The sequence below is a fragment of the Micromonospora fulviviridis genome, from assembly GCF_014648395.1.
GTDB classification, from domain to species: Bacteria; Actinomycetota; Actinomycetes; order Mycobacteriales; family Micromonosporaceae; genus Micromonospora; species Micromonospora fulviviridis.
On record NZ_BMRA01000002.1, the window covers coordinates 463,916 to 488,911 of the forward strand.

At 74.7% G+C, this 24,996-nt stretch carries 16 protein-coding genes; 6 read left to right on the top strand and 10 right to left on the bottom strand.

Going from position 1 to position 24,996, the window contains the following annotated elements; all coding sequences use genetic code 11:
- Positions 1-28: 28 nt before the first annotated feature.
- Positions 29-1,312, bottom strand: coding sequence for an ABC transporter substrate-binding protein (locus IEY96_RS07125; RefSeq protein WP_189193982.1), 1,284 nt, complete (start codon positions 1,310-1,312; stop codon positions 29-31).
- 384 nt (positions 1,313-1,696) lie between these two features.
- Here IEY96_RS07125 and IEY96_RS07130 point away from each other — a divergent pair, with 384 nt between their 5' ends.
- Positions 1,697-2,716, top strand: a complete 1,020-nt coding sequence (locus IEY96_RS07130) for a LacI family DNA-binding transcriptional regulator (RefSeq protein ID WP_189193983.1) — start codon at positions 1,697-1,699, stop codon at positions 2,714-2,716.
- Positions 2,717-2,747: 31 nt separating this feature from the next.
- Here IEY96_RS07130 and IEY96_RS07135 read toward each other — a convergent pair whose 3' ends face one another.
- Complete coding sequence (locus IEY96_RS07135) at positions 2,748-5,147, bottom strand: putative bifunctional diguanylate cyclase/phosphodiesterase (protein WP_229791425.1); 2,400 nt, start codon at positions 5,145-5,147, stop codon at positions 2,748-2,750.
- Between the two features lie 261 nt (positions 5,148-5,408).
- On the opposite strand from IEY96_RS07135, the gene IEY96_RS07140 reads away from it, so the two are divergent.
- Positions 5,409-5,786 carry a PH domain-containing protein gene (locus IEY96_RS07140; RefSeq protein ID WP_189193984.1) on the top strand — a complete coding sequence of 126 codons (378 nt, stop codon included), beginning with the start codon at positions 5,409-5,411 and terminating at the stop codon, positions 5,784-5,786.
- A gap of 4 nt (positions 5,787-5,790) precedes the next feature.
- Here the strand turns inward: IEY96_RS07140 and IEY96_RS07145 are convergent, their stop codons facing one another.
- Positions 5,791-6,717, bottom strand: coding sequence for a 2-hydroxyacid dehydrogenase (locus IEY96_RS07145; protein WP_189193985.1), 927 nt, complete (start codon positions 6,715-6,717; stop codon positions 5,791-5,793).
- A 142-nt stretch (positions 6,718-6,859) separates the two neighbouring features.
- Here IEY96_RS07145 and IEY96_RS07150 point away from each other — a divergent pair, with 142 nt between their 5' ends.
- Genes IEY96_RS07150 through IEY96_RS07160 form a run of 3 tightly spaced genes read left to right on the top strand, consistent with a single transcriptional unit; the run spans position 6,860 to position 11,566 of the window.
- Positions 6,860-8,665, top strand: a complete 1,806-nt coding sequence (locus tag IEY96_RS07150; RefSeq protein ID WP_189193986.1) for a SpoIIE family protein phosphatase — start codon at positions 6,860-6,862, stop codon at positions 8,663-8,665.
- 56 nt (positions 8,666-8,721) lie between these two features.
- Complete coding sequence (locus IEY96_RS07155) at positions 8,722-9,897, top strand: PQQ-dependent sugar dehydrogenase (RefSeq protein WP_189193987.1); 1,176 nt, start codon at positions 8,722-8,724, stop codon at positions 9,895-9,897.
- 55 nt (positions 9,898-9,952) lie between these two features.
- Positions 9,953-11,566 carry a metallophosphoesterase gene (locus IEY96_RS07160; protein WP_189193988.1) on the top strand — a complete coding sequence of 538 codons (1,614 nt, stop codon included), beginning with the start codon at positions 9,953-9,955 and terminating at the stop codon, positions 11,564-11,566.
- A 3-nt stretch (positions 11,567-11,569) separates the two neighbouring features.
- Here the strand turns inward: IEY96_RS07160 and IEY96_RS07165 are convergent, their stop codons facing one another.
- The 3 genes from IEY96_RS07165 to IEY96_RS07175 form a co-directional block, all read right to left on the bottom strand.
- The gene (locus IEY96_RS07165) at positions 11,570-13,927 is read right to left on the bottom strand and encodes a thiamine pyrophosphate-binding protein (protein WP_189193989.1); all 2,358 of its coding nucleotides are present in this window, start codon (positions 13,925-13,927) and stop codon (positions 11,570-11,572) included.
- 117 nt (positions 13,928-14,044) lie between these two features.
- Positions 14,045-15,544, bottom strand: a complete 1,500-nt coding sequence (gene gatB, locus IEY96_RS07170) for an Asp-tRNA(Asn)/Glu-tRNA(Gln) amidotransferase subunit GatB (RefSeq protein ID WP_189193990.1) — start codon at positions 15,542-15,544, stop codon at positions 14,045-14,047.
- A 136-nt stretch (positions 15,545-15,680) separates the two neighbouring features.
- A complete protein-coding gene (locus IEY96_RS07175; protein ID WP_189193991.1) occupies positions 15,681-16,784 on the bottom strand; it encodes a sialidase family protein in 1,104 nt (367 codons plus the stop codon).
- A 97-nt stretch (positions 16,785-16,881) separates the two neighbouring features.
- Here IEY96_RS07175 and IEY96_RS07180 point away from each other — a divergent pair, with 97 nt between their 5' ends.
- Positions 16,882-17,841 (top strand): helix-turn-helix domain-containing protein, encoded by a 960-nt coding sequence (locus IEY96_RS07180; RefSeq protein ID WP_189193992.1) that lies wholly within the window; start codon positions 16,882-16,884, stop codon positions 17,839-17,841.
- Between the two features lie 84 nt (positions 17,842-17,925).
- Here the strand turns inward: IEY96_RS07180 and gatA are convergent, their stop codons facing one another.
- The 4 genes from gatA to ligA form a co-directional block, all read right to left on the bottom strand.
- Positions 17,926-19,401 carry an Asp-tRNA(Asn)/Glu-tRNA(Gln) amidotransferase subunit GatA gene (gatA, locus tag IEY96_RS07185; RefSeq protein ID WP_189193993.1) on the bottom strand — a complete coding sequence of 492 codons (1,476 nt, stop codon included), beginning with the start codon at positions 19,399-19,401 and terminating at the stop codon, positions 17,926-17,928.
- Positions 19,398-19,703, bottom strand: coding sequence for an Asp-tRNA(Asn)/Glu-tRNA(Gln) amidotransferase subunit GatC (gatC, locus tag IEY96_RS07190; protein ID WP_091268917.1), 306 nt, complete (start codon positions 19,701-19,703; stop codon positions 19,398-19,400). The genes gatA and gatC overlap by 4 nt, the downstream gene beginning before the upstream one ends.
- Positions 19,704-19,854: 151 nt before the next feature.
- Complete coding sequence (locus IEY96_RS07195) at positions 19,855-22,590, bottom strand: bifunctional diguanylate cyclase/phosphodiesterase (RefSeq protein ID WP_189193994.1); 2,736 nt, start codon at positions 22,588-22,590, stop codon at positions 19,855-19,857.
- Between the two features lie 151 nt (positions 22,591-22,741).
- Positions 22,742-24,877 carry an NAD-dependent DNA ligase LigA gene (ligA, locus tag IEY96_RS07200; protein WP_189193995.1) on the bottom strand — a complete coding sequence of 712 codons (2,136 nt, stop codon included), beginning with the start codon at positions 24,875-24,877 and terminating at the stop codon, positions 22,742-22,744.
- Positions 24,878-24,996: the final 119 nt, after the last annotated feature.

Here is a 24,996-nt window from a genome sequence, read left to right on the forward strand (position 1 = left end):
CGTGGCCCGCCCCGTCACCGGTGTCCGGTCAGGACTTGGCGGCCTTGTCGGCCTCCTTGACCGCCTCGCCCCAGGCGGCGTCCGGCTTCAGGCTCTTGTTCTCGACCCGCCGGATCACGTTCTCCACGGCGACCCGGGTGGGGCCGTTCTTCTTGCCCAGGTACTGCGGGGTGAGGCCCTGCGCCATCTTGGGGAAGATCTGGCCGACCGGGGCGTTGTTGAAGAACGGGTTCTTGAAGTCGGCGATGGCCGAGTCGGCGTAGAGCGCCGGCTGCGAGGGCAGGTTGCCGACCTTCTTGAAGATCTCGATCTGCTGCTCCGGCGCGACCAGCCACTCCAGCAGCTTGTACGCCTCGTCGACGTGCTTGCCCTGCTTGGGGATGGTCAGGAACGAGCCGCCCCAGTTGCCGCCGCCACCGGGCACCGCGGCGATGTCCCACTTGCCCTGGGTGCCGGGGGCGGTGTCCTTGATGTGGCCGAGCATCCACGCCGGGCAGGCCAGCACGGCGAAGGCACCGCTCGTGAAGCCCTTGTCCCAGTCGGCCTGGAAGCTGACCAGGTTGGCCGAGAGCCCGGCCTGGACGGCCTTGACGGTGTAGTCGAAGGCGACCTTCGGGCCGCCGTCCATCTGGAGCTGCTCCTGGTCGTTGTAGAAGCCGACCTGCTGCTGACCGAGGATCGGGTTGAACAGGTTGGTGCCGGCGTCGATGAACTTCTTGTTGGTCTTGGCGGTGTACTGCTGGCCGACCTCGATGAACTTGTCCCAGTCGGGCCAGAGCGCGGAGACCTGGTCCCGCTCGGTGGGCAGGCCGGCGGCCTTGAACAGGTCGGTCCGGTAGCACATGGCCAGGCCGCCGACGTCGGTGCCGAGGCCGATCTGGGTCTTGCCGTCGGCGGAGAGCGACTGCTTCCACTTCCAGGGCAGGTACTTGCTCTCGTAGGAGCCGGCGCCCTTGTCCAGCAGGTTGACGAACTTGTCGGACTGGCTGCGGAACTGGACCATGAAGCCCTCGTCGATCGCCGCGATGTCCGGCGCCCCGTTGCCGGCGACGAGCTTCTTCTGCAGGTCCTCGTGCTGGGCGTTGTACTCGCCCGAGTTCAGCTGGATCTTGATGTTCGGGTGGTCGGCCTCGTACCGGGCCTTGAGGTCCTGGAGGCCGAAGTCGCCCCAGAAATTGATCTTCAGAGTGATCTGACCGTCGGCCGCGTCGGAGCCGCCGGTGGTGCTCTTGCCGCTGCAGGCGGCGACCATGACCAGGCTGACGGCACCCACGGCGACCGCCCGGGCCCAGTGCGTCCAGGACCGTTTCATGTCATCCTCCGCGCCAAATGGGAACGCTCCCGACATCGAGAGACGTTGACTGAACCGGATAAGTGAGCACACCGTACGAGGGACACCCTGGACTGTCAACGGCCGGTTAACAGCGAGCCCGTCCCGTAACTCTCCCGATGCCTTGGGAGCGCGCTCATGCGTGGTTGAGCGCTCTCCGGAGCACGAATGTGAGGCAGGGGCTGGCGGCGAGGGGTGGGTCGGGTCGTACGCTTAACCGCGCAAGTGACCGGCCGCCCGGTTCCGTCCCGGGCCGCGCCGCGCCGACCGCGCGGCAGCTCCCTTGCAGTAGCGTGACAGCCGCCGGCCACCCCCCGGTTGTCGAAGGTGGCCCCGCGCGGGCCGGACGAGTGGAGGAGCGCGCCCGTGAAGCGGCCGACCATCGCCGACGTCGCCCGGCGGGCCGGGGTCTCCAAGGGCGCGGTGTCGTACGCGCTGAACGGGCAGCCCGGCGTGTCCGAGGCGACCCGCCAGCGGATCCTGGCGATCGCCGCCGAGATCGGGTTCAGCCCGAGCAGCGCCGCCCGGGCGCTCTCCGGCGCCACCGCCAAGGCGGTCGGCCTGGCCCTGTGCCGGCCCGCCCGGATACTGGGCATCGAGCCCTTCTTCATGGAGCTGATCAGCGGCGTGGAGGCCGAGCTGTCGGCCCGCTCGTACGCGCTGACCCTCCAGGTGGTGGCCGACCAGGAGGCGGAGATCGCGGTCTACCGCCGCTGGTGGGCCGAGCGCCGGGTGGACGGCGTGTTCGTCTGCGACCTGCGCACCGACGACCGGCGGGTGCCGGCGCTGGAGGAGCTGCAACTGCCGGCCGTGGTGATCGGCGGCCCCGGCCACACCGGCAGCCTGGCCAGCGTCTGGTCGGACGACGCGGCGGCCCTGGTCGAAACCGTGGAGTACCTGGTCGCCCTGGGGCACCGGCGGATCGCCCGGGTCGGCGGGCTGCCCTCGCTGCTGCACACCGAGATCCGCACCGACGCGTTCACCGAGGTGTGCCGCCGGCTCGGGCTGGACGAGGCCACCACGGTCTGGTCCGACTACACCGGCGAGGAGGGGGCGCGGGCCACCCGCCGGCTGCTCAGCTCCGCCGGCCGGCCCACCGCGGTGATCTACGACAACGACGTGATGGCGATCGCCGGGCTCTCCGTGGCCCAGGAGATGGGGCTGGCCGTGCCCGGCGACCTGTCCATCGTGGCCTGGGACGACTCCCCCCTCTGCCAGCTCGTGCACCCGCCGCTGACCGCGCTGGGCCGGGACATCCCCGCGTACGGGGCGCACGCCGCGCGGCAGCTCCTCGCCATGATCGCGGGCGAGCCGGTCACCAACCTCCAGGACGAGACCGCCCACCTCACCCCGCGCGGCAGCACGGCTCCCCCGCGCACTCGGTGAACCGGTTCAGCAATCTCGCTGAACGACCAGGTCAACGCGGTGTCGAGGGGAACTCCTCGAACCACGCCTCCACCCGCTCCGCGGGGGCCGGGCGGGCCAGCGCGAAGCCCTGCCCGTAGTGGCAGCCGGCCCGGCGCGCCCCGGCCACCTGGGCGTCGGACTCCAGCCCCTCGACCACCACCTCCAGGCCGAGCCGGTCACCCAGGTTGGCCACCACGTCGATGAGCGGACGCTGCCCGTCGGCGCCCGGCCCGACCAGGTGCGGGCCCACCTTGAGCAGGTCGATCGGGAGCCGGCGGAGCTGGGCCAGCGAGGCGTGCTCGGCGCGGAAGTCGTCCAGCGCGGTGCGGACGCCCAGCGAGCGGAGCCCGGCGAGCCGGGCCACCACGGTGGACAGCTCGGCCGCCACCGCCGGCTCGGCCACCTCCACGACCAGGCGCTCCGGCGGCACGTCGTACGCGGCCAGCGCGGTCGCGGTGCGGGCCACGAAGTCCGGCGCGGCCAGCTCCCGGGGCGTCACGTTGACCGCCATCCACAGCTCCCGGCCCCCCTCCGACCAGTCCGCGAGCTGCCGGCAGGCCCGGTCCAGCACCCACCGCCCGAGCTCGCAGAGCAGGTCGAGGTCGGCCGCGACGGGCAGCAGCTCCTCCGGCAGCACCGTGCCCAGCACGGGGCTGCGCCAGCGCAGCAGCGCCTCGGTGCCCACCGGCACCCGGTCGGCCAGCTCCAGCACCGGCTGGTAGACCAGGTCCAGCTCGCCCCGCGCCACCGCGCCCGGCAGCTCCCGCTCCAGGTCCAGCCGGCGGACCAGCTGCTCCTCCAGGTAGGCGTCGTACCACTCGACCCGGTCCCGGCCGAGCTGCACGGCGCGCCGCCGGGCCAGGTCGGCCTGGCGCAGCACGTCCTCCGGCTCGCCGCCGGTGGTCTCGGCGAGCCCGACGCTGGCCCGGATCCGGCTCGCCCTGCCGGGCCGCGGGTACGGCTCGGCGAGCGCGGCCAGCAGCCGGGTGCCCAGCGCGTACGCGAGCACCGGCCCGAGGTCGGTGAGCACAGCGAACTCGGTGTCGGTGAGCCGGGCCACCAGATCGTGCGGGCCGGAGCCGGACCGGAGCCGGAGGGCGACCTCGGCCAGCACCGGCGCGTCCAGCACCGCCGCCTCGTCGGCGCCGTGCAGGTCGACCACGAGCAGCGCGCCGCCGGCGCGCCGGTCGAGGGCGCGGACCAGCCCGGCCCGGTCGACCGGCGCGGCGCCGGCGGGCGGGCGGTCGTCGCCGACCAGGTGACGCAGCCGCGCCTCGCTGGCGGCCAGCCGCTCGGCCCGGCGCCGCTGGTCGGCGGCGGCGAGCACCTCCCGGACCACCATCGGCGGGATGACGGACAGCCCCAGGGCGATCGCCGGGGCGCTGAACTCCCCCACCGTCCACAGGTGCTGACCGGCGGCCAGCGCCGCGATGCCGGCCGGCGCGGTGAGCCCGGGCCAGGCGGCCGGGGCCGCACCGGTGCGGGGTCGCTCCCCGGCAGCGGTACGCCGGGCGCCGGCCGCGGTGACCAGCGCGCCGGCCAGCAGCGGCGGCGCGACGGCCAGCACGGCCCGGTCCGGAGCGGCGTAGGCGAGCAGCACCACGAGCAGGGCCAGGCCGCCCAGCGTGGCCGCCGCGCCGGCGTGGCAGCGGGCCGCCCCCGGCCGCCGGCGCCGCTCGGCGAGCGCGGCCACCAGAAGCACGGCCAGCGCCACGGCGCCGCCGACGGTGGCGGCCCGCGCGGTCGGCGGCACGGGCCCGGGCGGCAGCAGCACCCAGCCGGCGAAGACCAGGCTGACGCCGAGGCCGGCCACGTCCGCGCCACGGCGCAGCCGTTCCCGGGCGGAGAGCCGGGAGCGGCCGGGCAGCCGGAGCAGGGCGACGGCGTACAGCGGGGCGGTGACCGCCAGGCCGGCCAGCGCGACCGGCAGCCGGTCCGCGGGCTCGCTCAGCGGCAGCACCGCGACGGTGAGCCCGGCGATCAGCACGGCGGCGTCGAGGATCCCGGCGACCCGGCGGGACAGCGCCACCCGGCGGGCCCGCCGCCCGGTCGGCGTGGCGGCGGACGGCGTGGCGGCGGACGGTGCCGGCGGGTCGGGCAACGCGGGCGGGTCGGACGGCGCGGGCGGCGCGGGCGGCGCGGGCGGCAAGGGCTGCGCCGACGGCGCGGGGGCGGGCGGAGCGGCGGTGGGCGGTGCGGCGGTGGGCGGCACGGGCGGGGCGCCGGCCAGCCAGGCGAGCCGGACGCAGGCGAGGGCGCAACCACCGGCGACGGCGAGCGCCACGGCGGCCGGGCCGGGAACGAGGCCGGCGGCGCCGGCCAGGACGAACAGCGCGCCGGCGAGCGACACGACGAGGTCGGGCAGCGGTGGCCGGCTGCGGGGGCCGGCGGCAGGGTGGGTGACGGGCACGGCGGTCGCCTTCGTGAGGGGGCACGGGGCGGTGCGGTTGCGGTACGACGTGCGGGGTCAGCGGGGCGGGTCGGGGTGTCGGGCGGGTCGGGTGTCGGGCACGACCGGCGCCGGACGGGGACCGGCGCGGCCACGCCCATAAACGATCCCGGACACCCAGGGTTACGCGACACAGCACGTGACGCCCGTCACACCGGAGCGCCGGCCCACGCCCTGCGGCCCGCCCCGATCGCGGCCGGTGCCGGGTGGGATCATCGTGGGGTGAGCCGCGCCGACACCGTCCGTTTCCGTTACAACCAGGCGATCCTGGTCGCCGCGATCGTCGCGTTCATCGGCGCGCTGCCGCTGGCCACCGCGCGCTGGTGGCTGCTCTGGGTGCTGCTGATCCCGCTCGCGCTCGGCGTCTGGGTCTGGCGGGCCGGCACCGACGCGGACCCCCGCGAGCTGCGGCTGCGGGCCCTCCTCGGGCAGCGGCGGGTGCCCTGGACGCGGGTCGCCGAGCTCAGCGCCGACGCGCGCGGCCGGGCGGTCGCCCGGCTCGACGACGGCGAGACGCTGGTGCTTCCCGCCGTGCGCGCCGCCGACCTGCCCCGGCTGGTCTCCGCCACCGGGCAGGAGCTGCCGGAGTCCGCCGGCTGAGCGGTCAGTAGCCGTCCACCACCCGGTTCACCAGCGGCTCCCCGGCCGCGAACCGGCGCACCTGCTCGCCCACCAGCCGGTACGCCCGCGGCAGCAGGCCGCGGACCGAGCCCGCGACGTGCGGGGTGAGCAGGACGTTCGGCAGCTCCCACAGGGGATGGTCGGCGGGCAGCGGCTCCGGATCGGTCACGTCCAGCGCGGCCCGCAGCCGCCCCGACGTCAGCTCGGCGACCAGCGCCGAGGTCCGGGCCACCGGGCCGCGGGCGGCGTTGACCAGCAGCGCGCCGTCCGGCATCGCGGCGAGGAACTTCTCGTCGACCAGGCCCCGGGTCTGCTCGGTCAACGGCACCAGCAGCACCACCACGTCCGCCTCGGGCAGCAGGGCGGGCAGCTCGTCCACCCCGTGCACCTCCTCGGCCGGGCGCGGCGTCCGGGCGACCAGGGTGAAGCTCACCTCGAACGGGGCCAGCCGGGCCCGGACGGCCGCGCCGATCGAGCCGGCGCCGACGATCAGGACCCGCTTGCCGGCCAGCTCGTCGGTCGGGGCCACCTCGTCGTACGCCCACTCCCGGCGGGCCTGGGCACGGGCCAGCGGGCCGAAGCCGCGCAGCGCGGAGAGGATCGCGGCGACCACCCACTCGGCGGTGGCCGAGTCGTGCACGCCCCGGGCGTCGCAGAGCGTCACGCCGTCGGGGACCCGCCCCACCCAGGCGTCCGCCCCGGCGGAGAGGAGCTGCACCACCGCCAGGTCCGGCAGCTCGGCCAGCAGCGCGCCGGCGTCCGGGCCGGCCAGGAAGGGCGGCACCCAGAACCGCACGCCGGACGGGGACGACGGCAACCGGGCCGGGTCCGTCAGCAGTTCCACGGTGACGCCCGCGGGCAGCTCGCCGAGGAGGCCCCGGCCGGCCGGGTGCGGGATCCATACCTTCACGACCGCCGACGATAGTCGTCCCCGGCGGCGCGGGAGGCCGGGCCGTGACGACCGCCGCTCGCCGGGATTGGCGATCGCCCCCGCGAGGTATAACCGAGGGCGGTGCGCCGGCCGGCGCTCCGCATGTCGACGACGGGTGGCCATGAGCGAGGACAGCGCCGGACGCGTGGTCGTGCCGATCCCGGCGCTGACCGACCCCGAACGGCTGCGGTCCCTCGCCGAGACCCACCTCGGCGCGGCGCCCGACGAGGCGTTCGACCGGTTCGCGCGGCTGGTCGGTGACCTGCTCGACGTGCCGGTCGCGCTGGTCTCCCTGGTCACCGCCGACCGCCAGTTCTTCCCCGGCGCGACCGGGCTGCCCGAGCCGTGGGCCGGCCGGCGGGAGACCCCGCTGAGCCACTCGTTCTGCCAGCACGTGGTCGACGTCGAGGTGCCGATGGTGCTGCCCGACGCCCGCCTCCATCCCCGGGTGCGCGGGAACCTCGCCTTCGAGGACCTCGGGGTGGTCGCGTACGCCGGGATGCCGCTGACCGACCTGGACGGCCGGGTGCTCGGCTCGCTCTGCGCCATCGACAGCAAGCCCCGGGCCTGGACCGCCGAGCAGCTGCGTACCCTCGCCGACCTGGCCGCCGCCTGCTCCTCCGAGCTGCGGCTGCGGATCGCCGTGGCGGGGGCCGAGCAGGCCCGCCGCCGCGCCGAGGAGGCGCACGACCGGCTCGCCATGCTGGCCGGGCTGAGCGAGCTGCTCGGCGGCACGCTCGACATGGGCGCGGCGCTGGACCGGCTCGGGCGGGCCATGGTCCCGCTGCTCGCCGACTGGTGCCTGATCACCCTGGTCGACCCGGCGGGCCGCCCGCGGACGATCTCGGGAATGCACCGGAACCCGGACCGGGCGGCCGACCTGGACCGCTTCACCGAGCTGCTGACCACCGGCCTCGGCCCGGACTCGATCATCCGGTCGGTGCTGCGGAGCGGGCGGCCGGTCATGCGGGGCACCGCCACGCTGGCCGACGTGGAGCGGGGCACCACCAGCCCGGAACTGGCGCCGCTGGCCGACCGGCTGGGCTTCGGCTCACACCTCACCGTGCCGATCACCGCGGCCGCGGACCGGATCGTCGGCGCCGTCACGCTGGTCAACGGGCCGTCCCGGCGCGGCTTCGACGAGAGCGACCTCCGCACGGCGCGGGACATCGGCCGCCGCGCGGGCCAGGCCGTGGGCAACAGCCGGCTCTACAGCGAGCAGCGGCACGTCGCCGAGGTGCTCCAGCAGAGCATGCTGCCCACCCTGCCCGTGGTGCCCGGCATCGAGCTGGCCGCGCGCTACCTGCCGGCGGCCGACCGGGTGGAGGTGGGCGGCGACTGGTACGACGCCTTCGTCCAGCCCGACGGCGAGCTGGTCGCGGCGATCGGCGACGTCGCCGGGCACGACATCGAGGCCGCGGCGACCATGGGCCAGCTGCGCAACCTGGTCCGCGGCGACGCGTACGGGCGGGACGACCCGGTGGACGAGCTGATGACCCACCTCGACCGGGCGATCCAGGGCCTGCCCGTGCCGACCGTGGCCTCCGCCGTGCTGGCCCGGGTCCGGCCGGCCGGGCCCGGATTCCGGCTCTCCTGGTGCAACGCGGGGCACCCGCCGCCGCTGCTGCTTCCCGCCGGGGGGCCGGTGCAGGTGCTGGACGGGACGCGGGGGCCGCTGCTCGGCCTGGCCCGCCCGCCCCGGCGCACCCGCCGGGAGCTGGCCCTCGCCCCGGGCGACACCCTGCTGCTGCACACCGACGGGCTGATCGAGCGCCGGGACCGGCCGATCGACGAGGGGCAGGCCGCGCTGGTCGAGCAGCTCGCCGACGGCGCGTCGCTGCCCCTCGCGACCCTGTGCGACCGGCTGGTCGCCGCCGCCCACCGGCGGGAGGACGACGTCGCCCTGCTCGCCCTGCGCGCCCGCTGAACCGCGAGACGGTTCGTCGGGCCCGGTCCGCCACCCGGCCCGGCTAGGCTGGCCAGGTGAGGTCGCGTCCCCCGTACCCCCGCACCGGCCGCCTCCGGGCGGCGCTGGCGGCGTCCTGCGCGACGCTGCTGCTGGGCACCGCCGGCTGCGCCTTCGGCGACCCGGATCCCGACCCGGCCGGTGAGCCGCCCAACCTCCCGTCGCCGTCCAACTCGGCCAGCCCCGGTGGCGCCGGCCAGCAGGTGGTCGCCACGGTGCTGGCGAAGGGGCTCGCGGTGCCCTGGGGCATCGCCTTCCTCCCCGACGGCGGCGCGCTGGTCACCGAGCGGGACAGCGGACGGATCCTCCAGGTCGGCCCGGAGTCCGGCCCGGAGGGGATGACCGTCCGGGTGGTGCAGACCGTGCCGGACGTCGCCGCCGCCGGCGAGGGGGGCCTGCTCGGCATCGCGGTCTCCCCGGCGTACGCCCGGGACCGCACGGTCTTCGTCTACTACACGAGCGCCGCGGACAACCGCATCGCGAAACTGGAGCTGGGCCGGCCGCCGACCCCGATCCTCACCGGCATCCCCAAGGCCGGCAACCACAACGGCGGCGGGCTGGGCTTCGGCCCGGACGGCTTCCTCTACGCCAGCACGGGCGACGCCGGGCGCACCGCGAACGCGCAGGACCCGAAGAGCCTCGGCGGCAAGATCCTGCGGCTCACCCGGGACGGCAAACCGGCCCCGGGCAACCCGACCGCCGGCTCGCCGGCGTGGTCCAGGGGGCACCGCAACGTGCAGGGCTTCGCCTGGACGCCGGACAAGCGGATGTACGCCGTGGAGTTCGGCCAGAACACCTGGGACGAGATCAACCAGATCAACAAGGGCGGCAACTACGGCTGGCCGCAGGTCGAGGGGCGCGGCGACGACAAGCGCTACGTCAACCCGATCGTGCAGTGGCGCACCGGCGAGGCCTCCTGCTCCGGGCTGGCGGCCGTGGAGCGGCTGCTGGTCACCGCCTGCCTGCGTGGGCAGCGGCTCTGGCTGGTAGGGCTGGCCGGCAACGGCACCGTCCTCGGCCAGCCGCGCGAACTGTTCACCGGCAGGTACGGCCGGCTGCGGGCCGCCGCCGTGGCGCCGGACGGGTCGGTCTGGGTGAGCACCTCCAACCGGGACGGGCGGGGCAAGCCGGCCGGCGACGACGACCGCATCCTGCGGCTGGTCTTCGCCGACGGCGGCGCCGGACGCAGCTGATCCGCTTTCCCCCGGGTTTGCCAAGATCCTTCAACGGGCAGGTCAGAATCTCAGCATGGACGGCCAGGAGAACGAGCAGCACGGCACCGGGGACGAGACGGCCCCGGAGGACCGGCGTGCCCACCGCCGGTGGCGGCCCGGCACCGTGCTGCGCCGGCTCGGCGTCGTGCTGGCCCTGCTCGTGGTCACGCTGGCCGGCGTGGTGGCCGGCACCTACGCCGGCGGGCACGTGGGCACCGACATCGGGCCCTTCCGCGCGCAGCTCAACCTCAGCCCGTCGCTGAGCGGCGGCACCACCGTCGACATCCCGCCGCTGGGCGCGCTGCTGCTGGACAGCCACGACGGGCCGGCGTACCTGACCGTCGAGCTGGGCGCGCTGGACCAGCGGCGCACCGAGGCGCTGATCGACGACCCGGCGAGCATCAGCCGGGCCAGCCAGTCGGCGGTCGAGGACGTCCGGACCGGCGTGATGCGGCTCGGCCTGAAGACCCTCGCCTCGGCGGTGCTGGCCACCCTGCTGCTGGCCGGGCTCGTCTTCCGCGACGCGCGCCGGACGGCCTGGGCGGGCGGGCTGGCGCTGGTGGTCACCGCGGGCAGCCTCGGCCTGGCCGCCGCCACCATCCGGCCGCAGGCGATCGAGGAGCCACGCTACGAGGGGCTGCTGGTCAACGCGCCGGCCATCGTCGGCGACGCGCGACGGATCGCCAACGACTACACCAAGTACGCCGAGCAGCTGCAGCGGCTGGTCGGCAACGTCAGCAAGCTCTACACCACGGTGTCCGCGCTGCCCGTGGTCCAGCCGTCGCCCGGCACCACCCGGGTGCTGCACGTCTCCGACATGCACCTCAACCCGACCGGCTGGCAGCTCATCCGCACGGTGGTGGAGCAGTTCAACATCGACGTGGTGATCGACACCGGCGACATCACCGACTGGGGCAGCGAGCCGGAGGCGTCCTTCGTCGGCTCGATCGGCCTGCTCAAGAAGCCGTACGTCTACATCCGCGGCAACCACGACTCGGGGAAGACGGCCGCCGCGGTGGCCGCGCAGCCGAACGCCGTCGTGCTGGACAACTCCACGACCACGGTCGCCGGGCTGACCATCGCCGGCATCGGCGACCCCCGGTTCACCCCGGACAAGGAGACCTCGCCGGCCGGCAGCGGCCTCACCAAGGTCGTCGCCGACCAGGTGATCGGGGCCGGCGAGCAGCTCGCCGCCACGGTCAAGGCCTCACCGAAGCCGGTGAACATCGCGCTGGTGCACGACCCGGCCTCGGCCGGCCCGCTCTCCGGCACCTGCCCGCTCGTGCTGGCCGGGCACACCCACGCCCGGCAGGTGTCGAAGCTGCCGCAGGTCCCGGACAAGCAGCCCACCCAGCTCTTCGTCGAGGGCTCCACCGGCGGCGCCGGGCTGCGCGGCCTGGAGGGCGAGAAGCCCACCCCGCTGTCGATGTCGGTGCTCTACTTCGACCAGCAGAAGCTGCTCCAGGCGTACGACGACATCACCGTGGGCGGGACCGGGCAGTCGCAGGTCAACCTGGAACGGCACATCATCCAGGACCCGAAGAAGGGCGACCGGGTGCCGGTCACCCCGACCCCGACCCGGGGCGGGCCCGTGTCGCCCGCCCCGAACGGCAGCCCGACGACCGCGACGCCGAGCCCCACCGGCTGAGGCTCAGCGCAGCGAGAGGGCGGCCAGCGCGGCGTTGACGATGCTGCCGGGCAGCAGGTCGTGCAGCTCGTACAGCTCGCCGACGCTGCCGGACTGGCCGAACTCGTCCACCCCGAGCGGGACGGCCGGGGCGCCGAGCGCCGAGCCGAGCCAGGCCATCGCGTGCGAGGCGGCGTCGTGCACGGTGACCACCGGCACCCGGTCGGCGAAGGCGGACCGCAGCGCGCCGGGAACGCTGGGCACGGTCGCCGTCCGCACGCCCTGGCGCAGCGTCCGCTGCCAGGCCCGGTAGAGCCGGTCCAGGCTCGTCACGTCGACCACGTGCGCGGCGACGCCCTCCTCCGCCAGCTCCGCGGCGGCCGCGAGGACCTCCGGCAGCACCGCGCCGGAGGCGGCGAGCTGCACGACCGGGGCGTCCGCGAGGTGGGGGTACGCCTCGTGCGCGTCGACGAGCCGGTAGGCGCCCGCCACCACCTGCCGGCGCAGCACCGCGTCGCCGATCCGGGCCCGGGCCGCCTCGAACGGCGCCTGGTCGATCGGCCGGGTGCTGAGCCGGAAGTAGTACGCCCCGTCCTCGGCCGGCGCGGCGGTGGCGGCCGGCGCCGCTCCCCCGGCGATCTGGCCGAGCGCGTCGCAGAGCAGCCAGTCGAGGCTGCCGGCGTACGCGGGTTCGCAGAAGGTGACCCCGGGCAGCTCCAGGCCGACGGAGGCCGTGATGGTCGACTGGTGCGCGCCGCCCTCGGGGGCGAGGGTGATGCCGGACGGGGTGCCGGCGACCACGAACCGGGAACCGGAGTAGGTGCCGTAGAGGAAGGCGTCCAGGCCGCGCAGCACGAACGGGTCGTAGACCGTGCCGACCGGGAGCAGCGGCTGCCCGGACAGGTCCCACGACAGGCCGAGCTGGCCGAGCAGCAGGAACAGGTTCATCTCGGAGATGCCCAGCTCGATGTGCTGCCCGGCGGGGCTCTCCGTCCAGCGCAGCATCCGGTCCTCGGTCCAGGAGCGCTGCTCGGTCGGTGCGAACACGCCGGTCTTGTTGATGAACCCGGCCAGGTTGGTGGAGGTGGCCACGTCCGGCGCGGTGGTGACCAGGTAGGGCGCCACCTTCGGGTCGCGGGCCAGGTCGACCAGCACCCGGCCGAAGACCTCCTGGGTGGAGACGGGCTTGTTCACCCGTACCTTGGTGGTCTCCGGGACGGTGACCCCCAGCGCCCGCTCGCGCGGCGCGCGGGACAGCGCCTCCCGGCGCTCGCCGGCCCGGATACCGGCCGGGGACGCCGGGTCGAGGCGGTCCCACTCGGTGTCGCGGGTCAGGCCGTGCGCGGCGCGCAGCGCGTCGACCTGCTCGGTGGTGAGCAGCGCCGAGTGGTTGCGCGGGTTGCCGGCGATCGGCAGCCCCCAGCCCTTGACCGTGTAGGCGAAGACCACGCTGGGCCGGTCGGTGACCGCGTCGCACTGGGCGTACGCGTCGAGCATCGCCTGGAGGTCGTGCCCGCCCAGGTCGGTGACGAGCGGGCCCAGCTCGTCGTCGGGGATGTCGGCCACGAAGGCGGCCACCTCGGCGGGGGCGCCGTCCAGGAACTGCTTGCGCAGGGCCGGCCCGGCCAGCCCGAACAGCGACTGGTACTGCTCGTTGGGCATCAGGTCGATCCAGTCGCGCAGCGCCGCCCCGCCCGGCCGCTCGTACGCCTCGGCGAGCTTGCGGCCGTACTTGACCTCGACCACGTGCCAGCCGGCGGCCTCGAACTGGCCGCGCCACTGGTTGATCCGCACCCCGGGGACGACCCGGTCCAGCGACTGGCGGTTGAAGTCGACCAGCCACATCACGTTGCCCAGCCCGGTGGTGGCCGGGTCGGCGACGGCCTCCCAGATGTTGCCCTCGTCCAGCTCGGCGTCGCCGATGAGGGCGATGAACCGGGAGCGCGGCCGCTCGCCGAAGTGCGCGTCGACGTAGCGGCGGGTGACTGCGGCGAACAGCGGCGCGGCGGCGCCCAGGCCGACCGAGCCGGTGGAGAAGTCCACGCCGTCCGGGTCCTTGGTCCGGGACGGGTACGACTGGAGCCCGCCGCGTGCCCGCAGCTTCGGCAGGTAGGACCGGTCCAGGTTGCCGAGCAGGTACTGGACGGCGTGGAAGACCGGCGAGGCGTGCGGCTTGACGGCGACCCGGTCCTCGGCGTCCAGGTGGGCGAACCAGAGCGCGGTCATCGCGGTGACCAGCGAGGCGCTGGACGCCTGGTGGCCGCCGACCTTCACCCCGTCACCGGTGTCCCGGTCGTGGTTGGCCGCGTCCACGATGCGGGTGGCGAGCCAGAGCACCCGGCGCTGGATCTCGTCGAGGACGTCGAGGTCGTGCTGGTTCACGGTGACTCCATCCGGGCGTCGCCGTTGACGCCCACGCGCGGGGGTGCGGGGTGGCCGCGTACTCGGAAGAGGCCGGGGGCCGCCGCCGGGTCACGACGGCGGCCCTCGGGACGGAACTCAGCCCTGGGCGCCGAGGCGCGCCAGGATCAGCTCGCGGACGGTCTTGGCGTCCGCCTGGCCGCGGGTGGTCTTCATGACCGCGCCGACCAGCGCGCCGGCCGCCGCGACCTTGCCGCTGCGGACCTTGTCGGCGACGTCCGGGTTGGCGGCGATGGCCTCGTCCACGGCGGCGGTCAGCGCCCCGGTGTCGGAGACGACCTCCAGGCCACGGTTGGCCATGATCTCGGCCGGCGAGCCCTCGCCGCCGATCACGCCCTCCAGCACGATCCGGGCCAGCTTGTCGTTGAGCTTGCCGGCGTCGACCAGCCCCTGCAGCTGGGCGACCTGCTTCGGGCTGACGCCGACGTCGGCCAGTTCCACGCCGGTCTCGTTGGCCCGGCGGGACAGCTCGCCCAGCCACCACTTGCGGGCTGCGGCCGGGGTGGCCCCGGCGGCCACGGTCGCCTCGATCAGCTCGACGGCGCCGGCGTTGACCACCGACTGCATGTCCAGGTCGGACAGGCCCCACTCCTGCTGGATGCGCTTGCGGCGCAGCCGCGGCAGCTCCGGCAGGGCGGCCTTCAGCTCGGCCACCCACGCGGTGTCCGGCGCGAGCGGGACGAGGTCCGGCTCCGGGAAGTACCGGTAGTCGGTGGCGGTCTCCTTGGACCGGCCGGGGGTGGTGTCCCCGGTGTCCTCGTGGAAGTGCCGGGTCTCCTGGGTGATGGTGCCGCCGGCGTCGAGCACCGACGCCTGGCGCAGCATCTCCGAGCGGACCGCCCGCTCGACCGAGCGCAGCGAGTTGACGTTCTTGGTCTCGGTGCGGGTGCCCCACTCCTCGCCCGGCAGGTTCAGCGAGGTGTTGACGTCGCAGCGCAGCGAGCCCTCCTCCATCCGGACGTCGGAGACGCCCAGCGAGCGGATCACGTCGCGCAGTTCGGTGACGTACGCCCGGGCCACCTCGGGGGCGAGCGCGCCGGTGCCGGGGATCGGCTTGGTGACGATCTCGACGAGCGGGATGCCGGCCCGGTTGTAGTCGACAAGCGACTCGGTGGCGCCGTGGATCCGGCCGGTGGCGCCGCCGACGTGCAGCGTCTTGCCGGTGTCCTCCTCCAGGTGCACCCGCTCGATGCCGATCCGCACGGTCTCGCCGTTGACCTCGACGTCCAGGTAGCCGTCGACGCAGAGCGGCTCGTCGTACTGGCTGATCTGGAAGTTCTTCGGCATGTCCGGGTAGAAGTAGTTCTTCCGGGCGAACCGGCACCACTCGGCGATGGAGCAGTTCAGCGCGAGGCCGATCCGGATGGTCGCCTCGATGGCCGCCTTGTTGGCCACCGGCAGCGAGCCGGGCAGGCCCAGGCAGACCGGGCAGACCCGGGTGTTCGGCTCGCCGCCGAAGTCGGTCGGGCAGCCGCACCACATCTTGGTGTTCGTGCCCAGCTCGACGTGGGTCTCCAGGCCGATCACCGGTTCGTAGCGCGCCACGACCTCGTCGTACGCGGGCAGTGTCGTCGTCATCTGAGCTCCAGGCGCGATCCGGACGGAACCGCACCAGCCTAATGGGGCTGGCTGCGGTCACCTCCCCCGGGTTTCCATCCACGCCGGTACGCGCCCCCACCCGCCCGGGGAAGCCGTCCCCGGGCGGGCCCGGAGGTCAGCGCTCCTCGACCAGGCCGAGGTACATCACGCGGGGGTCGGCCGGGTTGAAGGCGACCCCGGCGATGCCGTCGTGGGAGTTGTGCTGTGAGGTCAGCCGGCCGGTCGACGCGTCGTACCGGTAGAGATCGGTTCCGTAACCGCCGAACCACGTGCCGTACGGGAAATAGAGCACGTCCGGGTCGACCGGGCTCGGCCACAGCGAGGTGCCGTTGACCAGCGTGGGCCCCGCGCCGTCGAGCACCGACGCGAAGCTGCGCCCCCCGTCCGTCGAGCGCCAGATGTGCCGGGCGGAGTTGTCGGTCTGGCTGAGGTCGTAGCCCTCCAGCCAGACCGTCCGCGGATCCACCGGGGAGAAGGCCACGGAGAAGCCGTTCGACTGCGGGGTGGCGCCGACCCCGGACGACCGGGTCCAGCTGTGGCCGCCGTCGAACGTCACGTAGCTGCCGTTGCCCATGGTGCCGACGATGACGTGGGCTCGGTCGACGGGATCCACGGCCGCCTTGTAGACGTACTGGTCCGGGCCGGCCGGCGACCCCACGGCGGCCCAGGTGGCGCCACCGTCGCCGGAGTCGTAGATCTGCCCGGCCTTGCTGACCGCCCGCAGCGCCCGCGCGTCGGTCGGGTCCACCGCCAGCGCGGCCACGCCGTCGGCCGGGACCGGGCCGTCGGCCTCGCTCACCTGCTCGCCCTGAACCCGGTAGACCGGCTGGTCGTTGATGCCGTACGCGTACGCGGTGCCGTCCGGCCCGGCGGCCAGGTCGTACGTCGCCAGGTCCAGCTCGGTGGCAGCGATCCGCTGCCAGGTGCAGCCGGCGTCGACGGACCGCTGGATCGACCTCTTCGAGATCGCCACCAGGGTGTTCGGCGTGGTCAGCGCGACGAGCCGGGGGTACGCCACCGCGCTGACCGGGGTCGTGGTCGGGGCCAGGAACGCCCCGTCGTTACGGGTGAAGGTCACCGAGCCGTCGCCCTGCACCGTGCCGCACTGTGGGCGGTGCCAGGCGTCAGCAGCGGCGGCGGGGGACGCGGAGGCGAGGTTGACGGCGCCGGCGGCCGTGACGGCCAGCACGATCACGCCGCTCAAACGGGAGAGGATCATGACGCATGTCTAGCCGTCGACATGCGCCGATCGCCACAGTTTCGGGTGTCCGAGCCCGGTCATGGCCTGGATCGGACAGCCGCGGAAGGAGGCCCGGGTGTTCGAGTCGTTGGGTCTGACCCCGGTGGAGGAGTCGGTCTACCTGGCCCTGCTGCGCCGGCGACAGTCGACCGTGCCGGAGCTCGCCCAACAGGTCGGCGAAGGCCTGCGGGTGGTCCGCGCGGCGACCGACCGCCTGGAGGATCTCGGCTTCGTCAGCCGCCTCGTCGGCTCCGGTACCCGCCTGCTGGCGACCCGCCCCGACGTCGCCGTGAACGCCCTCGTGGTCCGCCGCACCGAGGAGTTCGCGGCGGCCCGGCAAGCCGCGGAACGGATCGCGGAGGAGTTCCCCCAGGCCCTGCTGACCAGCCCCGACGAGCTACTCGAGATCGTCACCGGCCGGGCCGCGGTGGAGGCTCAGTTCGTCCAGCTCACCCACAGAGTCACGAGCGAACTGCTGGTCCTCGACCGCCCGCCGTACGCGCAGGAGGTGGCCGCCGCGAACGCGCCCGAGAACGAGCTGCTCGGCCGGGCGGCCCGCGTACGCGGGATCTACGCGCCGGAGGCGTTCGAGATGCCGGGCGCCTTCGAGCAGGCGATGGCGGCGGTGGCGGCCGGGGAAGAGGCCCGGGTGCACACGGACGTGCCGCTGAAACTGGCGATTGGCGACCGCTCGGTGGCATTGCTGCCGCTGGCCAGCGAACGGGCCGTGGACGCGGCGCTGGTGATCCGCGCGCCGATGGTGGTGTCGGCGCTGGTGAAGCTCTTCGAGATGCTGTGGGGGCAGGCCACGCCGCTGCCGGTCTGGGACCCGGGGCAGTCCACGACCGGGGCCGACGAGTTGGATCTGCGCCTGCTGGGACTGCTCACCACCGGCCTCAAGGACGAAGCCATCGCCCGCGAACTCGGGGTGAGCGTACGCACCCTGGGCCGTCGCTCGTCCGCCCTCCTGGCCGCCCTCGGCGCCCGTACCCGCTTCCAGGCCGGGTTGCAGGCCGGGCGCCGGGGCCTCGCCTGATCCCCGCTGTGCCCGTCCGTCGCGCCCCGGGTACGCCACCGGCGCCGGCGGAGGCCCGCCGGCGCCGGTTGACCACGTCGTGCGTCAGAGTGCCGGTGGGGTGAACGTGCCGACCGCGGACTCCAGCGCGGCGGCGACCCGGTACATCCGGTCGTCGGCCATGGTCGGGGCCATGATCTGGAAGCCGACCGGGAGCCCCTCGGAGAGGCCGCACGGGACCGAGATGGCCGGCCCGCCGTACAGGTTGGTCGGGATGGTGAACAGGTCCGCCAGGTACATCTGGTACGGGTCGGCGGTGCGCGACCCGATCGGGAAGGCCACGAACGGGGTGGTCGGCGAGATGAGCGCGTCCACCCGCTCGAAGGCGGCGGTGAAGTCCCGGGTGATGAGGGTGCGGACCTTCTGCGCCTGCCCGTAGTAGGCGTCGTAGTAGCCCGAGGAGAGCGCGTAGGTGCCGATCATGATGCGCCGCTTCACCTCGGGGCCGAAGCCGGCCTCCCGGGTCAGCGACATGACCTCCTCCAGGGACCGGTTGCCGTCGTCGCCGACCCGCAGGCCGAACCGGACGCCGTCGAACCGGGCCAGGTTGGAGGAGCACTCGCTCGGCGCGATCAGGTAGTAGGCCGGCAGCGCGTACTTGAAGTGCGGGCAGGAGATCTCGACGATCTCGGCGCCCAGCTTCGCGAGAGCCTCCACCGACTCGCGGAACGCGGCCATGACGCCCGGCTCCGCGCCCTCGCCGGTGAACTCGGTGACCACGCCGAGCTTCACCCCGGTCAGGTCGCCGGTCGCGCCGAGCTTCGCCGCGCCGACCACGTCCGGCACCGGGGCCGGGATGGACGTGGAGTCGCGCGGGTCGTGCCCGCCGATCACCTGGTGCAGCAGCGCGGCGTCCAGCACGTTGCGCGCGCAGGGGCCGGGGGTGTCCAGCGAGGAGGAGAACGCCACCAGGCCGTAGCGGGAGGTGCCGCCGTAGGTGGGCTTCGCCCCGACGGTGCCGGTGACCGCGCCGGGCTGGCGGATCGATCCGCCGGTGTCCGAGCCGATCGACAGCGGCGCCTCGTACGCGGCGAGCGCCGCAGCGCTGCCGCCGCCCGAGCCGCCCGGGATGCGGTCCAGGTCCCACGGGTTGCGGGTCGGGCCGTACGCCGAGTACTCGGTGGAGGAGCCCATGGCGAACTCGTCCATGTTGGTCTTGCCGAGCATCACCGTGCCGGCCTCGCGCAGCCGCTGCACGACCGTCGAGTCGTACGGCGGGCGCCAGCCCTCCAGGATCTTCGAGCCGACGGTGGTCGGCACGCCCTTGGTGGTGAGCACGTCCTTCACGGCGACCGGCACCCCGGCCAGGGGGCCCAGGTCGTCGCCGGCGGCAAGGCGCTCGTCCACGCTCCGGGCGGCGGCCAGCGCGCCCTCGGTGTCGACGTGCAGGAAGGCGTGCACCCGCTCGTCGACGGCGGCGATCCGGTCCAGGTGGGCCTGCGTGACCTCCACGGCGGAGGTCTCGCCGGTCGCCACCAGGCCGGCGATCTCGGCGGCGGTGAGCTTGGTCAGGTCGCTCATGAAGCCACATCCTCGTCCAGGATCCGCGGGACGCGGAACCGCTGCTCCTCGGCGTCGGGCGCACCCGACAGCGCCTCCTGCGGGGTCAGGCACGGCGTCACCACGTCCTCGCGGAGGACGTTGGTCAGCGGCACCGAGTGGGACGTCGGCGGGATGTCCGCCGCGGCGACCTCGCCGACCTGGGCGACCGACTGGAGGATCACGTCCAGCTGGCCGGCGAAGGTGTCCAACTCCTCCTCGGTGACGGCGAGCCGCGACAGTCGCGCGAGGTGCGCGACCTCCTCGCGGGAGATGGCGGCCATCGGGTGCCCCCTTCGTGGCTGTCCTGCTGCGTCTGCGGTGTGCCGGCCGCGCGCTCGCCGGTGACGATGACGCGCGGTGACCGGAGCGAGTCTATTGCCCTCCGGTCGGGTCGACGCCTCCGACTCCCGGTGCCCGCCCGCCGGACACCGGTCAGCGGGGCGGGCGGCGCGGCCCCTCGCCCTCCGCGGCCACGGCGGGGCGGACCGGGCGGTACCGGGACAGCCAGGTGACCAGCTCCTCGGCCGGCATGGGCCGGGCGTGGAACCAGCCCTGCGCCACGTCGCAGCCGGCGGCGTGCAGCAGCCGCCAGGTGCGCTCGTCCTCCACGCCCTCGGCCACCACCCGCAGCCCGAGCGCCCCGGCCAGCTCGATCATCGACCGGACGATCGCCGCGTCGTCGGGGTCGTCGGCCATCCCGAGTACGAACGACCGGTCCACCTTCACCTCTGACAGCGGCAACCGGCGCAGGTGCTGCAACGACGAGTAGCCGGTGCCGAAGTCGTCCAGCGCGATGCCGACCCCGATCCGGTGCAGCTGGGTGATGCTGGCCAGCACCCGCCGCGGGTCGGCCATCAGCGCGCCCTCGGTGATCTCCACCTGGAGCCGGTCCGGGGGGAGGCCGTACCGCGCCAGCCGGTCGGCGATCTGCTCGGCGATCTCGCCGGTGTGCAGGTCCCGGACGCTGACGTTGAGCGCGGCGCGCAGCGTGAGGCCGGCCGCCGACCACTTGGCGAGCTGCTCCACCACGTCGTCCACCACCCGGCGGGTGAGCAGCCGCATCACCGCGCTCTGCTCGGCGACCTGGATCAGCTCCCCCGGGTCGACCATGCCCCGGCGCGGGTGCCGCCAGCGCAGCAGCGCCTCGACCCCGACCACCTCGCCCGTCGCGATGGCGATCTGCGGCTGGTAGTACATGGTGATCTCGCCGGGATCCCCTGCCGGGTCGTCGAGCCCCGTGGATCCGCTTCCGCTGCCGCGGCGGGCCCCGCCCTGGCCGCGCCGATCCGCCGTCCGGGTCGGGGCCGGCGCGGCGTCACCGGCGGCGGCCGCCCGGCGACCGCCGTCCGGCAGGTCCGGACCGCCGCGCTCCAGGTCGTCGGCGGGCACGGTCCCGGCCGGGCCGCCGGGCACCACCGCGGACCGGCCGTGGGGTGCCGCCTCGGGCTGCTCCACGGGCACGCCCGCGGCCCCACCGCCGAGGGCCGGGGTGAGCCGGTCGCCGTCGCCGGGCGCGGCGGCCGGGTTCTCGGGGGTGGCCGGACGCGCGGCCCGGCGGCGGATCGGGTCGGCGCCCGTGACGATCCGGTTGATCAGCTCGTCGTCGTGCCGCACCTCGACCCGCTCGCGCCGCCGCAGCCCCCACCGCCCCGACCGCTCCAGGGCGCGGCGCGGCGCCGGACGCGCGGCGCCGGAACCGTCCGCGGCCCCGTCCCCGGGTCGCGCCCCGCCGGCCCGGCCGCCGTTGCGGGGCAGGGCGTCGCCGCGGGCCGGTCGCGCCGGGGCGGGCAGGCCGGGCGCCGGGGCGAGGGCCGCGCCGTCGCCGCCGCGTACGCCGGCCGGCTCCCCGGCCGGGCCGGGCGGCCCGGCCTCCAGCACGCGGCGCAGGTCGGCGAGGAGGCTCAGCCGCTCGGCGGAGTTGTGGTCGGACTCGGGTGCGTAGACGGCGACCGTGTCGTTGCGGTGCTTCGCGTCGTACATGGCAACGTCGGCGTGGCGCATCAGGGTGGCGAAGTCCTCGCCGTGCTCCGGGAAGAGGGCGATGCCGATGGAGCCCCCCACGTCCAGCGGCAGGCCGTCCAGCGGCACCGGCTCGGCGAGCGCGGCCACCACCCGGTCGGCCCGCTCGCGGGCCTGGTCGGTGCCGGTGAGCCGGGGTACGACGATGGCGAACTCGTCGCCGCCGAGCCGCGCCACCAGGTCCTCCTCGCCGACCACCTCGATCAGCCGGGCGCTCACCTCGACCAGCAGCCGGTCCCCCACCGCGTGCCCGAGCGCGTCGTTGACATGCTTGAACCGGTCGAGGTCGAGCAGCAGCAGGGCCAGGTGGGCGTCCGGCTCGCCGCGGGCCGCCCGCTCGGCGTGCAGGTGCACCTGCTCGGCCACCTCGGTGAGCAGGGCCTTGCGGTTGGGCAGCCCGGTCAGCGGGTCGAGGTCGGCGAGCTGTTCCCGCTCGGCGGAGAGCCGGGCCATCCGGTAGACCGCGAACAGCGGCACCAGCACCAGCGGGATCAGCGCGGCGCTGGCCCGGGCGGCGGCCACCAGCACCGGGGCGAGCAGCAGCAGCGAGCCGGTGGAGAGCAGCTCGTAGGCCAGGCCGAGCCGGATGCTGGGCCACCAGCGGTCACCGAACCGCAGCCGGATCGCGGAGCTGACCAGGCCGTAGTTGACCACGAACCAGGCGGCCGTGGCGCCGCCCACCGCCGCCACGTCGGTCCAGTGCAGCCGGCCCCCGTCGAAGAGTTCGCCCGGGCCGAGCCGGGTGACCACGTACGCGGCGGCCAGCGCGCACGCGTACTGGGCCCCGTTGAAGGCGGTGCGCCAGCCGGCGTAGCCGAGCCGCCAGCCGGAGACGGCCACCGCCACGGCCTGCACCGCGACGGCCGGGCCGAGCCCCCAGCCGAGCAGGATGGCGAAGGTGAAGCAGGTCGACGGGAAGACCGCCGAGGTCTGGCGCCGACCGGGCGGCACGAACGGGCGGGCGTCGCAGGCGACGGCGAGCGCCGCCATGGTCCAGAAGGCGGCCGGCAGGTGGGGCAGCTCGTCGGGGAGCGCGGCCAGCGGCCCGGCCGAGACGAGCAGGGCCAGGACGCCGACCACGCTGACGAAGCCGAAGAACGGCCCGGCCCGCCCGGGCGGGACGGAGTTTCGGGGGTCGCCGTTCTCCATCGCACCTCCCGGGATCGGCCCTGGCGCGCGCCGTCACGCGCCGTACGCCAATGAAACGCCCTCGGTGCCGATTTCCCCGACACGACAGTCACGAATCGGTCGTAGTCGTAATTAAGTTGGAATACGCGGCAGGCGCCGCCGGGAGGACCGCTCAGTCCTCGATGCGCGCCACCTTCCGGGCCGCGTCCGGGCCGGACTCCAGCAGCACCCGGAAACCGTCCTCGTCGAGGATCGGCAGCTTCAGGCTGGCCGCCTTGTCGGCCTTGGATCCGGGGTTGTCGCCGACCACCACGAAGCCGGTCTTCTTGGAGACCGAGCCGGTGACCTTGCCGCCCCGGCTCTGGATCGCCTCGGACGCCTGGTCGCGGCTGAACCCGGCCAGCGTGCCGGTGACCACCACGGTCACCCCTTCGAGCGGGCGCGGCCCCTCCTCGCCGGCCTCCTCGGCCATCCGTACGCCGGCCTCGGCCCACTTGCGCACCACCTCGCGGTGCCAGTCGACGGCGAACCACTCCTTGATGCTGGCCGCGATGGTCGGGCCGACCCCGTCCACCGAGGACAGCTCCTCCTCGCTCGCCGCGTCGATCGCCTCGACCGAGCGGAAGTGCCGGGCGAGCGCCTGTGCCGCGGTCGGGCCGACGTGCCGGATGGAGAGCGCGACGAGCACCCGCCACAGCTCCCGCTCCTTGGCCACGGCCAGGTTGTCGAGCAGCTTGGTGGCGTTGCTGCCCAGGGTGCCGTCCTTGTTGACGAAGAATGGCGAGCGGGAGAGCTGCTCGGCGTCGAGGGCGAACAGGTCGCCCTCGTCGTGGATGATCCCGGCGTCGAGCAGCGCGGCGGCGCCCTTGTAGCCGAGCACCTCGATGTCGAAGGCGCCCCGGCCGGCCAGGTGGAAGACCCGCTCCCGGAGCTGCGCCGGGCAGCTGCGCGAGTTGGGGCAGCGGATGTCGACGTCGCCCTCCTTGGCCGGTGCGAGCGGGGTGCCGCAGGCCGGGCAGGCGGTGGGCATGACGAACGGGCGGGCGTCGGCGGGGCGCAGGTCGACCACCGGGCCGAGCACCTCGGGGATGACGTCGCCGGCCTTGCGCAGCACCACCGTGTCGCCGATGAGCACGCCCTTGCGCTCGACCTCGCGGGCGTTGTGCAGGGTGGCCAGGGCGACCGTGGAGCCGGCCACCCGGACCGGTTCGAGGACGGCGAACGGGGTGACCCGGCCGGTGCGCCCGACGTTGACGTCGATGTCGAGCAGCTTCGTGGTCACCTCCTCGGGCGGGTATTTGAAGGCGATGGCCCAGCGTGGCGCGCGGCTGGTCGAGCCGAGCCGCCCCTGGATGGAGACCGGGTCGACCTTGACCACCACGCCGTCGATCTCGTGCTCGACGTCGTGCCGGTGCTCGGCGTAGTAGGAGATGTATTCCGCCACCCCGGCCAGGTCGGGCACCACCCGCCAGCGGTCGCTGGTCGGCAGCCCCCACGCCTTGAGCGCCGCGTAGGACTCGGACTGCGCGGCCGGCTGGAAGCCCCGGCGGGCGCCGATGCCGTGCACCACGAGGCGCAGCGGCCGGGAGGCGGTGATCCGCGGGTCCTTCTGGCGCAGGCTGCCGGCGGCCGCGTTGCGCGGGTTGGCGAACGGCGCCTTGCCCTGCTCGACGAGGCCGGCGTTGAGGTCGGCGAAGCCGGCCACCGGGAAGTAGATCTCACCGCGCACCTCGAGGAACTCCGGTACGTCGGGGAAGTCGTCGGAGGGGGTCAGCCGGGCCGGCACGTCGCGGATGCTGCGGACGTTGGCGGTGACGTCCTCACCGGTGCGCCCGTCGCCCCGGGTGGCGGCCCGGACCAGCCGCCCCTTCTCGTAGGTCAGGTTGATGGCCAGGCCGTCGACCTTCAGCTCGCAGAGGTAGGGCACCGGGCCGCCGGCGTCCCGCTCGACCCGCTCGGCCCAGGCGGCCAGTTCCTCGTCGGCGAAGGCGTTGTCGAGCGAGAGCATCCGCTCGGCGTGGGTGACCGGGGTGAAGTCGGTGGAGAAGGTGCCGCCGACGCGCTGGGTCGGCGAGTCGGGGGTGCGCAGGGCCGGGTACTCCGCCTCCAGGGCCTCCAGCTCGCGCAGCTGCTTGTCGAACTCGGCGTCGGAGACGGTCGGCGCGTCCAGCACGTAGTAGCGGTACTGGTGCTCGGTGAGCTCCTGGCTCAGCGTGGCGTGCCGCTCCCGCGCCTCGGGGGTGGGTTCGGCGCCCGCCGCCGCCTCCTGCGCGGCGCTGACCGCCTGGGGAATCGCTTCTTCGGACACCCTGCCGCCTTCCCGTGATCGTGCTACTCCCGCACGGTAGCGGGCGGGCCTGACAACCGCCCCCGCCCCGTCGTTCCGTTCCCCGTCGATCATGAAGTTGGCGGCCTCGAAGCGGACAT